12 protein-coding genes are annotated in these 14,833 nt (G+C 46.8%); 3 read left to right on the top strand and 9 right to left on the bottom strand.

The genetic code is table 11. The annotated features are described in order from the left end of the window. Window positions 1–16 precede the first annotated feature (16 nt). A complete protein-coding gene (locus ACJJIM_RS08155) occupies window positions 17–517 on the bottom strand; it encodes a GNAT family N-acetyltransferase (protein WP_444912938.1) in 501 nt (166 codons plus the stop codon). A 222-nt stretch (window positions 518–739) separates the two neighbouring features. Here ACJJIM_RS08155 and ACJJIM_RS08150 point away from each other — a divergent pair, with 222 nt between their 5' ends. Continuing rightward, window positions 740–2,857 carry a TonB-dependent siderophore receptor gene (locus ACJJIM_RS08150; protein ID WP_444912937.1) on the top strand — a complete coding sequence of 706 codons (2,118 nt, stop codon included), beginning with the start codon at window positions 740–742 and terminating at the stop codon, window positions 2,855–2,857. Between the two features lie 288 nt (window positions 2,858–3,145). Here the strand turns inward: ACJJIM_RS08150 and ACJJIM_RS08145 are convergent, their stop codons facing one another. Further along, the gene (locus ACJJIM_RS08145) at window positions 3,146–3,538 is read right to left on the bottom strand and encodes a DUF3224 domain-containing protein (protein ID WP_444912936.1); all 393 of its coding nucleotides are present in this window, start codon (window positions 3,536–3,538) and stop codon (window positions 3,146–3,148) included. Window positions 3,539–3,781: 243 nt separating this feature from the next. Between ACJJIM_RS08145 and ACJJIM_RS08140 the strand changes: the two genes are divergently transcribed. After that, on the top strand, window positions 3,782–3,952 hold the full coding sequence (locus ACJJIM_RS08140; RefSeq protein WP_444912935.1) for a hypothetical protein: 171 nt from the start codon (window positions 3,782–3,784) through the stop codon (window positions 3,950–3,952). 186 nt (window positions 3,953–4,138) lie between these two features. Here the strand turns inward: ACJJIM_RS08140 and ACJJIM_RS08135 are convergent, their stop codons facing one another. The 3 genes from ACJJIM_RS08135 to ACJJIM_RS08125 are packed head-to-tail and all read right to left on the bottom strand — an operon-like array spanning window position 4,139 to window position 9,316. Next, window positions 4,139–7,276, bottom strand: a complete 3,138-nt coding sequence (locus ACJJIM_RS08135; RefSeq protein ID WP_444912934.1) for an efflux RND transporter permease subunit — start codon at window positions 7,274–7,276, stop codon at window positions 4,139–4,141. Then, entirely contained in the window at window positions 7,273–8,634 is a 1,362-nt protein-coding gene (locus ACJJIM_RS08130) for an efflux RND transporter periplasmic adaptor subunit (RefSeq protein WP_444905406.1), read from the bottom strand. The genes ACJJIM_RS08135 and ACJJIM_RS08130 overlap by 4 nt, the downstream gene beginning before the upstream one ends. Beyond that, window positions 8,624–9,316 carry a TetR/AcrR family transcriptional regulator gene (locus tag ACJJIM_RS08125; protein ID WP_444912933.1) on the bottom strand — a complete coding sequence of 231 codons (693 nt, stop codon included), beginning with the start codon at window positions 9,314–9,316 and terminating at the stop codon, window positions 8,624–8,626. The genes ACJJIM_RS08130 and ACJJIM_RS08125 overlap by 11 nt, the downstream gene beginning before the upstream one ends. A gap of 558 nt (window positions 9,317–9,874) precedes the next feature. Between ACJJIM_RS08125 and ACJJIM_RS08120 the strand changes: the two genes are divergently transcribed. After that, window positions 9,875–10,696: an alpha/beta hydrolase gene (locus ACJJIM_RS08120; protein ID WP_444912932.1), complete on the top strand. Its 822-nt coding sequence runs from the start codon at window positions 9,875–9,877 to the stop codon at window positions 10,694–10,696. A 197-nt stretch (window positions 10,697–10,893) separates the two neighbouring features. Here the strand turns inward: ACJJIM_RS08120 and ACJJIM_RS08115 are convergent, their stop codons facing one another. The 4 genes from ACJJIM_RS08115 to ACJJIM_RS08100 all read right to left on the bottom strand — a co-directional run bounded on the left by ACJJIM_RS08115 (window position 10,894) and on the right by ACJJIM_RS08100 (window position 14,630). After that, on the bottom strand, window positions 10,894–11,277 hold the full coding sequence (locus tag ACJJIM_RS08115) for a hypothetical protein (protein ID WP_413665620.1): 384 nt from the start codon (window positions 11,275–11,277) through the stop codon (window positions 10,894–10,896). 504 nt (window positions 11,278–11,781) lie between these two features. After that, window positions 11,782–12,669 (bottom strand): helix-turn-helix domain-containing protein, encoded by an 888-nt coding sequence (locus ACJJIM_RS08110; RefSeq protein WP_444912931.1) that lies wholly within the window; start codon window positions 12,667–12,669, stop codon window positions 11,782–11,784. A gap of 306 nt (window positions 12,670–12,975) precedes the next feature. After that, the gene (locus ACJJIM_RS08105) at window positions 12,976–13,341 is read right to left on the bottom strand and encodes a VOC family protein (protein ID WP_444905410.1); all 366 of its coding nucleotides are present in this window, start codon (window positions 13,339–13,341) and stop codon (window positions 12,976–12,978) included. Window positions 13,342–13,406: 65 nt separating this feature from the next. Further along, complete coding sequence (locus ACJJIM_RS08100; protein WP_444912930.1) at window positions 13,407–14,630, bottom strand: CaiB/BaiF CoA transferase family protein; 1,224 nt, start codon at window positions 14,628–14,630, stop codon at window positions 13,407–13,409. Window positions 14,631–14,833 lie beyond the last annotated feature (203 nt).

Here is a 14,833-nt window from a genome sequence, read left to right as displayed (position 1 = left end):
AATATAACTCGAAATTTTATGATGGGGCATTCACCTTGGCGAAAATGTACTCATCAAAATAAATACCCCCTTTTTTTACTGAGCAGCTTAAAGTCCCTTCATGCTTATACCCCGCCTTCTGTAAAACCTTCATTGATCCGACATTTCCAGAAAAGGCAGAGGCATAAAGCCTGACAATATTTTGTGAAGAAAAAATCTCACGAGTAAACTGAGTCAAAGCAATAGTAGCAATTCCTCTCCCCCAAAATTCTCGCGCAACCCAATATCCAACCTCACCGGAGTGAGAATGCTCAAACAGCTGCTCGCGCATACTTATAATCCCGCAAAAGGCCCCTCTGTACTCTATTGCCTTTACAATCCCTTCCTTCTTACAACCTTTATCAACCCACCAAGCAGCATCTTCCAATGTATAAGGGTGAGGAATTCTCGATGACAAATACTTAAGCACAGACTCATCATTTAAGTACTCAACCAGTAGTGCTTCATCATTCTTTTCAATGTTTCTTAATTCAATCATTCGAACAAACCATCAATTCCCTAACCTATTACTGACACCCTTTCAATGAAAATCAATGCTTTCGAAAGCTAGGGTTCTCAGCTATCAACTCTTCCTACCTACTCTCCAATCAGCACAATAGCCTTTTATCTTCCTGCGACTGCCTCACAATTATTACTGCATCTCAAAAATTTCAGCCATTATCAATTATAATCGACCCTATTTGTACGGAATTTTATCAATATGTACCCTCAACAACTCAACTTGGCAGTATGGGCCTCACTAGCCCCTGCTGCGTTGGTGTCTGCCCAGGAAGTAACTCAAACGGTAGAAGAAGTTGAAGTTATTGGTAGAGCCCAACAATTTTATCTGGACACTCATACACAAGTTGGAACTAAAACAGACGCAGACTTATTGAATATTGCGATGTCAGCCCAAGTACTAAGTGAACAGCTTATTGAAGACCAGGCTGCCCGCGATATTACTGACTTGTACCGCTCTATTGCAGGAGTTAGTGAATTCAGCTATTCCGGAGTCACATTTCGGGGGTTTCGAGACAACAAAAACGTAATTTACGATGGAGTCCGCGGCGATCCCTATTCAGGGTCTAGCGTCCCTCAAGTATCAAATGTAGCCCGTATCGAGGTACTAAAAGGACCATCCTCCGCCCTCTATGGCGGCGGTGAGCCCGGAGGGATGATTAACTATACCTCCAAGAGGCCCACCTTCAACGAGAACCGTGAATTAACAATCATCTCTGGAAGCGAATCGCTTAAAGGAGCTTCTATCGAGCTAACAGGCAGTGTAACTGGAAATATCGCCTATCGTTTAGGAGGCTTCTATGAATCTCAAGATAGCTTTCGCAATAATGCGAACAGCGAGAACATTGAACTTGCTGGGGGACTACTATTTGACCTCTCAGAAGACACTCAACTGACAACCACCTTCGAGCACATAGAACAAAACCTAGGCGGTAACCGCTTGCGCGGCGTACCCGTTAATGATGACGGCAAATTCCTGGTAGATCCCTCCTACAACACCAACGAAAAATCTGATTATCAAAACCTAAAAGCCTTGGTTCTTCGAACTAAAGTCAAGCATAAGGTGACAGATAGCCTGAACTTTAACGCAACATTGCGTTACATGGAAAATGAAAGGGAGCAGGCTTATCACGAATCACGCGGTTGGGTAGACATCAATGGTGATGGAATGGCCAATGCTGAAGATGGAACCATCCGCCGTGAGTACCGCGATCAGTACCGGGCAAATGAAGAGCTGAGCCTTACTTTGGACTTTGTGTATGACACAGACATTTCAGGTATGAATCATCAGATTTTGCTTGGTGGTGACTATCATGATGTTGATACAAAATATGACTATTGGCGAGCGCGCCCTGGAGCAGACGGTGTTACAAACCTCAACATCTACGAACTCAACTACGGGATAACTGACCCGTCAACTTACAACCTTATCAATATGAATAAGGATGGTACGGCCAGCATCCGTACCAGCATTTATATCCAGGATACTGTGGAATTGACCAATCAGTGGTTCTGGATGCTAGGTGCGCGCCTTGATCAGTTCGACGAAACTGAAAAAGAAAGCGGCAATAGCTACAAAGATAATGATGCAAGCTACCGTACAGGCATCACTTATAAGCCCGTAGATACACTATCCCTCTATGCAAATTACTCCCAGAGCTTTAATCCGGTGAGCGCAGACGACTTTGAGGGCGGCGCCGAGGAGCTTGAACCCAGTACTGGCAGTCAAGTGGAGATTGGTGTGAAGAAGGAATGGCTGGATGGGCGTATCCTGACCACTCTAGCCTTCTATCAGATAAAAAAAGCAAATATGGCCCAAAGTAACCCCGCCTATATCAGTGCCGATGAGACCCCGAATGAAGCCGAAATTATCAACCTCGGGCAGGTTCAAAGTGGTGGAAGCGAGTTCACCTTAGTCGGTGACATAACTCAGAGACTCAGCATAACAGCTAATTATGCGTACAACGATACGTATATCGCTGAGGGTGACTCACGCAATGTGTCAGACTCAGGTCAGTTCGTAAATGCACCCAAGCACCAAGCAGGCTTGTGGGCCCGCTATGACCTCAGTATATGGGATTCAGCATTTGCTATTGGTGCCGACTATGTGAGCGATCAAATAAGCTTCGATGATCAAAAAGTAAAGGCCTACACTGTACTCGATGCCAGCTGGGCAACTCGCTGGGATGATATTCAGCTGAGTATCAACGTAAAAAACCTTTTGAATAAAACGTATGCAGTGAGCGGTTTTAATGAGCGGCAAGGACATTTTCCCGGCCAACCACGAGAGCTAATCGCCCAGCTATCCTATGACTTTTAGCGACCCAGCAATTTATCGTCAGCGGATTTCCACTGGCGATACCATCTTGTTCTATACAGAAAGGAAGTTCTTTGGCGATACACTCATCAATATATCCCCGCAGACTTACCCACCTGTTCAGCCCTTCTTCTAAACTTAGATATTATGAAAACGACACTGATCCCCCAGATTGAATTTCTATTGGCAAATATTCAATCCGAGGTAGCACCTTCAATCAAGACGAGCACAGGCCGTATAAATTTCGAACGGGCAATCTCCCCATGACGCTATACAGGTAACAAACTAGTATTAATCAAGTTGGTATTCAAAGTCGTAGTAATGAACTCCACCATCCACCTGAATAGACATTTTCCCAGAGAGTCCCACTAGTTCTCCAGTGCCAGAATCAGGCACAACTTCTAAAATAAGGAAGTCCTCTCCTTTCTTCATAGTCCCAAAGTGCTGTAAAACAAACGTGCCTCGCTTACCACCTAAAGTACCGGCAACTTGCTCTATAGCTACATACCCCGCAGATCCTTTTACGGCAGTCATTGCACTTAACATTTCTCCTCGACTTTCTCCTGAAAGATCACCGTAAAAGACTTTATTAATTGACATACGCCCCAAACTGTTTCCTTCACTGCCTTTCGCATACGGATCCATCGGCTTTACAGTAACCTCGAACTTTCCTGAAATTTTCATATTTGCTCCTTTGCGAATCTAGATTGAAGTAGTACGTGTCTGGCTTTACCAGTAACAACTTAGGCTCTAAGAGAGTCTAAAGTGCTACTTATCGGTTTTCCATTTTAATATACAAGACTGTATATTTATACACATAAGATGGCAAAGTAAGTGACTATGGACTGAGATATTTATGAAGGTGCGCAATTAACACTCAAAATTACTAATGTCCACCAAACTGTTAAGAGACATAAGCGAGAAATATTGGAACCTACCGAAGCAGCATGGGCTTTTAGCACTTCCAATCTTCCCGAGAAGATAGTTCATTTTTATTTGGGGCCAGATGGAAATACGCTTGTTAATTCTACAGAGAGGGAAATTAAAGAAATCGCTAAAGCGGGATTACAAGAGTTCAGTGGAGCAAAGCCGAAATGACGATGCCCCTAAAACCATTTTGGAGGCTATGAGTTATTTTTTCTACACTAATATTGGCAAAACGATAGACCGTAGATCTGTGGATTGACTAGCCCAAAACACTCTCTGCCTAACTTATTAGCACCATTATTAGGTGTAATAAGCTAGGCATATCCTAGGAAACTAGCTTCCCTTCACATAAAACGATCAACTACTTGGCGCAGTTACCATAGGCGCCGGTACTAATACGTCTTCACCATCACTCTCTTCTTGAGGTTCAGTAAACCCAAAATCCTCCAGTATTCCGTAGAGCGCCGGTAGCACCAGAAGAATCAGAATAGTAGAACTGCTGATACCAAATACAATACTGGTAACAAGCGGCACCAACACCTGTGCCTGCAGACTGGTTTCAAATAGCAGTGGCAACAGACCGACAATTGTGGTCAGCGAGGTAAGGAAGATTGCTCGGAAACGATCGCGACTGGCCTGACTTGCCGCGCTATGTACATCCATTCCTTCACGCACTCGCCGCTTCACAAACTCCACTAGCAAAATTGAGTCATTGACCACAATTCCGGCGAGAGAGACAAAACCCATCATACTGGGCATAGACATATTCTGGCCCATGATCAGATGCCCCCAAATAACACCAATCAGTGCCAGGGGAATAGCCACCAATACAATCAGAGGCTCCACGTAGCTACGGAACTGCATGGATAGGAGAAGGTAGATACCAATGGCACCTATTAACAGGGCCCGACCAATGGACTTACCGGTAACCTCACTATTTTTCATTTCCCCTTGCATATCAACGCGCAATCCTGGGAACTCACGGGTAAGCTCAGACAGGAACTTCTCCTGGGTATCGCCAAGTACCTGTCCAGCATTCGCTTTCTCTGTGAAAACATCAGCAAACACACTCACTACCCGCTCGCCGTCAATACGTTGAATTCGCGCATACTCCCGATTCATTTCTATATCGGCAACGGCAATCAGCGGAACCCGTTGCTTGGTAGATGGATGGATAATGACCAATTCATCGAAACGGCTCAGCGCTCCGCGGGAATCTGCATCCATACGAACCTGTATCTCGTAGGTCTCCCCCCGATATTGAATTTCATCTATCTCCATCCCCTGGTAAGCAGCTCGCAACTGATTGGCAACATTGCTGGCATCCAGGCCAGAGGCATAGGCGCCTTCACGCATTTTGACGGTGAGTTGCGGCTTGCCGGGACGCAAGTCATCCACCACATTCACTACGCCGTCGTATCCACGCAACCAATTCTGCAAGCGAATGGACGCTGCCTTTAGTTGATCCAGCTCCAAACCGGCAAGGCGCAAGTGGATAGCACGGCCGGCAGGGCCTAAGGCGGGCTCCTTATAAAGAATAGCGATTGCCCCTGGCGTGTCGCCGGCGGCCTCACGCCAAGCATGGCGCAATTCATCCATGCTGGTATTGCGGCCTTCAGCGGCAAGCAGATCGACATTAATTGTGGCCACATGGGGCCCCGATTCAAAGGCATCTCCGTTAACACCAAAAGTGACACTCGTATGGTTTACCAAAGGTGCTCTTTCATTTTCAGAAAACTCTGAGGCAACTTGATCCAACGTCTTCAACTGCTTATCGACTAATTTCTCCATATCGACCAAAGAAGTGCCTTGAGGCATTAAGATCCGAGCTTGCAATAAATCGCCCTCCAAGGTGGGAAACCCCTGAAACTTGACGATCCCCGATGTCATCAAACTAATAGTGACCAGGAACAAGCCAAATACACCCCCGACAAAGGCATAGCGATATTTAACAGCCCAATCTGCTGCGCGCCCCATATTTTCTCGCCAACCATCAAAACGTTTGGCAAAAGCCTGCTTCCAGGCCGGGGTGCGACTTTTATGCTCAAGGGCATGGCGCAAGTGTGCCGGCAAAATCAGGAAAGCCTCGATCAGACTAATGAGCAATACAGAAATCAATACAATGGGGAGCACCTTGAGGACCTGCCCCATATCCCCCTTAATAAAGACCAGTCCTCCAAACACCATTACCGTAGTTGCGAATGAAGACAGTACTCCACGAGCCACTCGCTTGGTGCCATTGATAACCGCTTCCAACGGCGACCTTCCCTCACGGTGTTCACTGGCAATACTCTCCGATAACACTATGGCGTCATCCATCAGGATACCAATGGCAATCAGCAGTCCTACCAGACTGATCATATTAATGGACACGCCCATGGCCGTGATCAGTGCAAACGAACCCAGGAATGAAACCGGCAAGCCCATGACCACCCAAAAGACGTAGCGGCCACTGAAAAACAGATAGAGAGCCAGCGCTACCAAAATCAGGCCCTGCCAGGCGTTAGCCATAATCATCTGCAAGCGATCCGCAACGATAGAGGCGCTGTCCTGGGTTAGCGTGAGTTTCATACCCTCAGGCAGATTTTCATTTTCACGGTCGACAAAGTCCCGTACGGCTTCAAGCACACGCAAGCTATCATCCACACTATTCTTCTCGACATTGAGAAGCGCTGCACGATGACCGTCAAAAGTAATTTTGTCTTCAGCCAGCTCAAAGTCATCGTAAATTTTTGCAATATCCCCAAGTCGAACTTCCGCTCCATCACCACCTTTAATCACCACCAGGTTTTCCAATTCTGCAACCGTGCGGCGCTCTTCGGTAAAACGCACCTGGTATTCTCGATCCGGCGTGGATACCTTGCCGGCGGGCATGTCGATCGCTTGCTGGTCAATAATATTGGCCAGGTCCATCACGCTGAGTCCGTACTGGCGCAAGTTATAATCTGAAACTTCAATCTGAAGCTGGTGGTCAGAAAAACCGGAAATGCGCACAATAGGAATAGCGGGATCGCGGAGTAATTCGCGGCGGTAGTGCTCCGCCAGCTGGTTTAATTGGGGCAAAGGAAGGTCAGCACTGATAGCAATACTAACCACCCCCTGAGTGCGGCCCAGTTCTTCGATCACCGGGCGCTCGCTTTCTGCAGGAAGCGAATCGATACTGTCTACTGCGGACTCCACATCAGCAACAAACTGGTCCATATCACCCGCTTCTTGCATCTTGAGGGTCATCAGGCCCAGATTATCTTTTGCCTCACACAATCGCTCATCAATAAAGCTGATTCCATCGGTGGCCTCCTCCAAGGGAAGACAAATACTATCTTCCACTTCGGCTGCCGCAGCGCCGGCATAAGGTACCGAAACCTGAACCTCAAACTTATCGATTTCCGGCATCGTTTCACGCTTCATGCTGGGCAGAACAAAAAGCCCGCTTAGCATCAGCGCAACCATCAATAAATTGGCCGCCGTTGGGTGACCGGCAAAATAACGTATCACTGCTGGGTACCTCTAGCACTCGCCGCAACGGATTGCTCATCACTGACGACGGAAACTGCCATTCCATTAATCGCAGGAATTACATCAGTCACAATAACCTGCTCACCGGGATTCAATCCCTCGCGGATCACAGTGGTGTCGCCTTGGTGGTAGTCAATCTGTACAGGGCGCACTCTTAGTTGACCATTTTGTACCAGATAAACCTTGCCTTCATGGAGGGCGCGGCGGGGTATAGCGAGTGCTGGTGCGGCGGGAGCCAATAACTCTACACGGGCATACATACCGCGAAATAGCGGTGGTTTTTCACCGGTCACCGCTTTGCCATAGGGGTCATCCACAGCTACAACAACGGAGAGTGTTCGACTGGTGCTATCCAGGGTTCCACCCAAGCGCACTACCCTCCCCTGCCACTCACTATTCCCCGGGCCACCCACCAGGGTGATCCGAGCTTCCAGCCCCAACAGCATCTTGGGTAGATCATCAGGAGTCGGATTGGAATCGATGCCAGGCCTTAAATTGCGCAAAAGTGGAGCCACATGAACCATAGGAAGCTCTGCTGCAATTTCTACTTGGGCAAGGCCGCTTGCATCAAATAAACGGGCATTGCCAGCAACATATTGGTTTTCTTCAACATGAACTTCGCCAATACGAGCATTAAATGGCAGGATCACCTGGGTGCGCTCCAGATTGTATTTACTGTCCCGTACCTGAGCTTCTGAGCGAGCTATCTGGGCTTCAATCACTTTGCGGCGGGTCGGGAAAAGGGAAAGCTGGCTGCTCTGGTTCTGCACTTCCTGGCGCAAGCGCAGCATATTTTGTTCTTCAGTATCTACGGTCGAGCGGGAGACGGTTCCCTTAGCAACTAACTTTTGTTTGCGAGCGAGTTCTTTCTCACCCAATTTGAGAGTGCGCTCGGCGATGTCCAAAGAGCGTTTACTATTGGCTTCTTCCACATCCAGCTCTTGCAAATTAGCGCGATTTGCAGCCAAGTCACTTTCAGCTTGCGCCAGGGCAAGCTGGTAGCTGGTATCATCGATCTTCAACACCAGTGTACCGGCAGAGATAATATTGCCCCGCTCCAATTCCGGAGCTGTATACACCACCCTACCACTGACTTCTGCATTGGCTTCCAGGAAAGTACTGGGTTTCACCTCACCATATGCAATAGCTTGAGCTCGCAGCGGTAACTCCTGCACTTTAATTGCGTCTACCACCGTTATAGGAGCCTCAATAGCATCGTGTTTAGGCTCACCTTTAGTGACGACCAATGCCATAGATATAAACACCCCCGCCGCTATCAAAGCTGGTAATGCCAGCCGGCGATTCATCAGTGCTTTCATATGAGTCTTAATTTCCATTGCCGACTTCCTCGCCTTTGGTCACAGATTTATTGGAAACGCCACGGAGTAAGAGTTGAACGGTATGGTTAATCCATCTCTCCCGGTTTTCCTCCCCCAGAGCAAAGCCAAACCCCTCCTTCAAGGGGTCGCCAGCGATGAAGGGAAAGGCAATCAGACTGATAAAAGAGACTGGCATCAGGTCAATATCCAGGTCCTCTCGCAACTGGCCGCTGGATTGGAGAATTCCCAGCAACCCGCGCAGCTTTGGCACCAGTTGTGAGGCTAACCTGTCAACAAAGAGTTCGCGCATTCGACCAGATTTGGAAGCCACTTCATCAGCAATCAGGCGCGGAATCCAGGGCTCCTTGATGTATAGGCGTATCATTCGACTCATTGCTTCTTTCAGCAACTCTAAAGAGGGCTCCCCTCCATCCAGCCCCGCACTGACGAACGCGGGGCCATACTGCATGACTTGGCTCCGAACCACCTCGATAATTAGCCCCTCCTTGCCGCCAAAGTGGTAACTGATCATCGCAGAATTCACCCCTGCTCCCTGAGCAATCTCCCGAATGGAAATATCACGGAAGGCCTTATTCCGAAGTAGAGAGTAGGCTGACTGCATGAGCGCTTCGCGCACCTGGGATTCACGCTCAGGATCTTTTGGGCGCCCGCGGCCTCGAGTGGATGGATTATCAGTCACAGGCATTTATCCTTAATTAATCAATTGATTAATTAAATAGGAATTACACCCATGCAACAACCCCAAAATCCGACCAGCCAGTCAGGTTGTGCCGGGTTAATTTCTGATTCACAAGCTAAACATCTCGGGACGCAATACGTGCCAATGATCAAGGGTTTGACGGGGCTAGCAAAATAGGTTGTAAAATTGACCTCCTGCAAGTGGCCACCTTTACTAAATTCAGCAGTACTTACCGGGAAAATTCCAACCACTTAGATTGGTACATTTTCAGGCCAAATATCCAAATTTCTACTTAAAGCGGCCTGAATGCGAAACCAGGAAAGCCATTCAGCTAGAGCAGAAGAAAAACGTCGCAATCTCATCCCCTTCCATGTCCGAACGCCAATCCCAACAAGACTTTCTGTATAAATGATGAGTGACGAATAATTTTAAGCTTTAAATAAAGCATTACTACAACCAACACCCTCCTCAATGTTAGTATTAGGCCGTTTCAATATGAATATTCTACAGACCCTATCTATTTCAAGAATAATTTAACCTTCAAAGGGCATATAACTTATGGTCAAGTATTTGGCTCTCACCTCATTTTTTCTTATGGCTACTTTCGCAAAGGCTACAGACCTTAAGAGTTCTCCCCTGGTAATTGGCGACTCAATTAGTTTTCAGTCGAAGATATTAAAGGAAAAGCGCACCTTAAATGTCTACTTACCCGAGAGCTACCATCGTGAACCTGAAAGAAACTACCCCGTAATCTATCTTTTAGATGGCTCCTTATCCGAAGACTTTATCCATATAGCGGGAGTGCTCCAATTCGGCTCATTCTCATGGATTAATATGCTTCCAGAATCCATTCTTGTAGGCATAGAAAATATTGATAGAAAACGCGACTATACATTTCCATCCAAAATAGCTTTAGATCAAAAAGAATTTCCATCATCAGGCGGATCAAAGGAATTCATTGATTTTTTGGACAAAGAGGTTCAACCCATTATTGCAAGCAATTTCCGTACAAAAGAAAAGTCCACACTGATAGGTCAGTCTCTGGGAGGACTTGTAGCTACAGAAATCCTGATAAAGCATACGGACCTTTTCGACAACTATATTATTATCAGCCCAAGCTTATGGTGGAGTGGAGAATCTCTTCTGACAAGCATCCCTAAAGACTGCTGTGAGGACAAACAGATCTATATTGGAGTTGGAAAAGAGGGGGAAGTGATGGAGCGCCTAGCGCGAACACTATACAACAAGCTAGATAATAAGAAGAGCAACACAAAAATACACTTCGGCTACTTTGAACAACTAGACCATGGTGACACTCTGCATCTTGCTGTTTACGATGCGTTTGGAAAGCTGTTTTCAGACAAAGCCCCCAAAAACTAGAAACATTTTTCAACTTAGAGCTGCTTGCTTTCGCTTCAGGAAATGGAATACAAAAACCTACGGAAGCAACGCACCACTTACCTCACCATCAATCAAGTACACAATTTCCATAGAGTCACCTTCATTTCTGCGACGTTCTGAAAGAGTGGCGGTGTGATATTTACAGTAAACACCGCCAACACCCTACATTTCTCAACCTACGTCAAGGCTGCACGACGGAAGTTGTACACAGCCACCTGGGACAGAATAAATAGTGTAAATGTCACCACCAAACCAGTCAGCATTACGGGCTCGTAGCCCTCAACCAATACAGAAATAAGCCGCGAAGAACCATTAAATAGAAAGTACATCGAGGCAGGAAGTATTAATAACCACTCTTTGCGAAAGGCACCAATTGCCGTAATAATCGCTAAGCTAAGTGTGGGGGCACCGAGAGTACGTAGGTTAGTGAAACCGTAATTAGTTGTGGCATCAAACCCTGCTGGACCATTAACAACTTCCGGGAAAAGCATGGTCACTAAGCCAGCCGAACCCAATATAAGTACAAATATACCGGAAAGAAATTGTGCGAAACGAATCATATTAAATATTCCATCTGGTTGATTAAATGAACAGAATGAGAACTCAAAGATCCCCTGAAAAATTCCTTATCATCTCTGCGAGACCTCAAGAGGCCCTTAGCCCGGATAACAGACCAAAGCAGTGTTACTAATTGACTGTATCAAGTCTCACTATTTTTGATTGCGCAGGGGGCAGAGTGATTAGCATTCAGGCTTCCAGCAAACATGAGCAAGTAATAAAAGTGACTGGTTTATAGTCTTCAGCGGTATCAGCTATAGTTTGCCCTAGGAGGGTTCTAATCAAACCACCAGGACGATAACTAATGCTCGTCGGGCTAAACGCAAAACCAACATCACCATTAGCACTACCAATGAGCATGTATTCATTCTTTAGCCCCTCAGTAACAAGAGGGTTTAAATATAACGACATATCGTTAGAAAAGTACGCTGTTAAGACAAGGACTAGATTAAGCAGTAAGCCAACACTTTACTTGGAACATCCAGTCAAGGATTTGTACAAATCCGTCAAATCGCCTTTTTACGCATTTGGGAAGGGGCTACTTGATAGTGCTGTTTGAACACCCGGGAGAAGTAACTAAGCTCATCAAAACCACACTCCAAAGCAACTTCAGTCAGGCTAAGATCGCTATTGAGAATCAGCTGCTGTGCTTTCTCCATCCGTTTCGAGGTAATATATTTCGTGGCACTACTGCCATAGACTTGCTTAAATTTACGAGTAAATGTTGACTCGCTCATATGGCATAGAAAAGCTAAATCCGCCAGCTTCAGAGAGGAGTATAAGTGAGCTTGCACCACTTCCTGAAGTTTAGGCTGTTGCCTGATGAACAACTGCCCCAACATCTTCACAACTGTTCCACTGCTATCGAGCCTGGGGATGAGCTCTACTAATTCTCGAACCTTTAATACCACCAGAGGCTCACTGAATACTTCTGGCTGCTGGATATAGTCAATTATGCTACGCATATAATTGGAGAGCAGTACAGATTCCTGCAGGCGCTCAGCCGAGGGGGGCTGATTAATGGACTTATTATCCTCCTTAACAGCAACCCTACTTTCGCCATTATTACCAAAGACATCAGGCATACCACTTGGGTAGAGTCGCTGTAATAGCTCTGACGTTAGCCGAAAACCGATGAAATTAATTTCATTGTTTATTCCATCTTCATGCCACTGATTAATAAAATTATCTGTCTTCATTAGCACAGTAGCACCAGGACTCAAGGTGAGACTTTCATCACCACAAACCAGGGTTGAACAGCCACTAATAACGTAAACCAGCCTTGCCTCATCAACCAAACGGTCTTGATAACTTAACGGCGCCCTGAATTTACGCTGACCAACTACCATTTTCCCTTGTATTTTAAATACAACTGATTCTTCACTATCTGGCATAAATTATTATCTTTATCAGAGATTCAATCATTTGCAATAGAACATGAAGCATATCAACTTTTCAATCAGAGAAAACGACCAATCGGAAGTGACTGCCATAGCTTCTCTGGCAGGGGAACAAGTTAAATCCAGGGGCTATAAAGAACATGCTCTACAAAGAATCTTCTAAACCTAAGAGACTCAAAAGCTTCTGAAAGGAATAAAACAACTTAAGGAGCCACTGAACAACTCCGTGATACCTCTGGCATGCAGAGCGGTACAGTCAAGGGCTGCTTCGCAGGAATGTCTAGACCTCTCAAGAAGTTGCTACACCACCGCGTTAACTTCTACCTTATTCCCAACTGGATCAAAAAATACTAATTGCCGTACATTGCGTCCGGGCACATCCATTAGGTGATTGGCGACTCCCAACGCATCCAGACGCTGCTTAACCGGCTCAAGCGCATCTGTACGGAAAGCTATGTGATCCAAGTAGGGTTTCTCAGGCTGGTCACCACTCACCTCACCATCTATTAAATGCAAAATAGCCCTACCATTGCCATAGAGCCAAAATCCATTACGCTTGAAATTTGGCCTCTCACCCTCGGTCAGACCGAGAACCTGGGCATAGAAGTCCCGTACCCGCTTTAGGGTTTCCATAGGAGCAGTAATATTGACGTGGTCGAGTTCCATCTGTTTTCCCTAATTTACAAGGCACATCCTTGTGCCTGATTATCAGCAAGTCATCTATCTATAACTTACACAATACTCTTGTTCCGTAACTCTTCTATTTGCTCGTCACTTTTGCCAAGCAAATCTCGCAATACTTCCTCAGTGTGCTCACCCAATACTGGCGGCGCCTGGGTGTAGTCGAGTGCGGACTCGGAGAAGATTACAGGGTTGCGCACGGTCTTCACCTTTCCAGCTTCCGGATGATCCTGCTCAACCACCATACCCCGGGCCTGTACTTGAGGATCAGCAAAAACCTTCTCCAATGTATTAATAGGCCCACAGGGAACATGAGCATCACTAAGATGCTGGAGCCACCAAGCGGAATCGCGCTTACGAGTCGCCGCTTCAATCTGCGGCACCAATTCTTCACGGGCCATTACCCGCGCTGAGTTAGTCCCGTAGGCAGGATTTTCTGCCAGTTCTTCTACGCCCGCGATTCCGCAGAAGCGTTTAAACTGGTCATCATTACCCACTGCCAACATAAAATAGCCATCTTTTGAAGGGACTGCCTGGTAGGGGACTATATTGGGATGGCCGGTACCCTGTCGCTCAGGGCTTTTACCAGAGGTAAGGTAATTTTGGGCTTGGTTAGCCAACCATGAAACCTGGGTATCCAATAAGGCGAGGTCGATATGCTGGCCAACGCCCGTATGCTGCCGGTGAACAACAGCTGCCAATACAGAAGATACCGCGTACATCCCCGTCATCAGGTCCGCTACGGCCACCCCCACCTTTTGCGGGCCCGCACCCGGTTGCCCTTCCGGCACACCGGTAATACTCATCAGACCACCCATTCCCTGGATCATCGCATCATAGCCTGCTCGATTTTTGTACGGGCCAGTTTGCCCAAAACCTGTAATCGAGCAGTAGATAACACCAGGATTGATCGCCTTGATGGACTCATAATCCAGGCCGTACTTTTTTAGCCCATCTACTTTGTAGTTTTCAAGAAGAATATCGCATCGGGCTGCCATCTCCTTGATCAAGGCCTGGCCATCTTCAGTAGTGATATCTACGGTAACTGATTTTTTTCCGCGATTGGCACTTAGATAGTAAGCGGCATCGGCAGTGTCATTTCCCTTCTCATCCTTTAGGTAGGGAGGGCCCCAGTGGCGAGTGTCATCCCCTCGCTCCGGGCGCTCTACTTTAATAACCTCAGCCCCAAAATCAGCAAATACCTGCCCAGCCCAGGGTCCGGCGAGAATACGACTTAAATCGAGTACCTTTAAGTGTGCGAGTGGACCTGCCATAACTTCCTCATATCGCTTACTTGCGGGTTAACCGCATATTTTTGCGGCAGCCTAACAGATAATTTGTGCCCGCGCCCTGATTGGCGTCTGTAGATATTCGTCTTAAACTTAGGAGTCTCTGAATAAACCCGCGATACGGCTAGCTTACGGAGCGATTCATAGTTAAGGCGCGACCTCTCAGCAATGCCTGGACCTTGCAAGAA

The sequence above is a fragment of the Microbulbifer maximicatervae (SeqCode) genome (assembly GCF_052467615.1).
This window is presented reverse-complemented; position numbering and strand designations above follow the sequence as displayed.

Coding starts and splice junctions, on each gene's coding strand:
- ACJJIM_RS08145 (WP_444912936.1), bottom strand. CDS start 3,538: ATGAAAATTTCAGGAAAGTTCGAGGTTACTGTAAAGCCGATGGATCCG.
- ACJJIM_RS08120 (WP_444912932.1), top strand. CDS start 9,875: ATGGTCAAGTATTTGGCTCTCACCTCATTTTTTCTTATGGCTACTTTC.
- ACJJIM_RS08100 (WP_444912930.1), bottom strand. CDS start 14,630: ATGGCAGGTCCACTCGCACACTTAAAGGTACTCGATTTAAGTCGTATT.
- ACJJIM_RS08130 (WP_444905406.1), bottom strand. CDS start 8,634: ATGGAAATTAAGACTCATATGAAAGCACTGATGAATCGCCGGCTGGCA.
- ACJJIM_RS08105 (WP_444905410.1), bottom strand. CDS start 13,341: ATGGAACTCGACCACGTCAATATTACTGCTCCTATGGAAACCCTAAAG.
- ACJJIM_RS08110 (WP_444912931.1), bottom strand. CDS start 12,669: ATGCCAGATAGTGAAGAATCAGTTGTATTTAAAATACAAGGGAAAATG.
- ACJJIM_RS08115 (WP_413665620.1), bottom strand. CDS start 11,277: ATGATTCGTTTCGCACAATTTCTTTCCGGTATATTTGTACTTATATTG.
- ACJJIM_RS08150 (WP_444912937.1), top strand. CDS start 740: ATGTACCCTCAACAACTCAACTTGGCAGTATGGGCCTCACTAGCCCCT.
- ACJJIM_RS08155 (WP_444912938.1), bottom strand. CDS start 517: ATGATTGAATTAAGAAACATTGAAAAGAATGATGAAGCACTACTGGTT.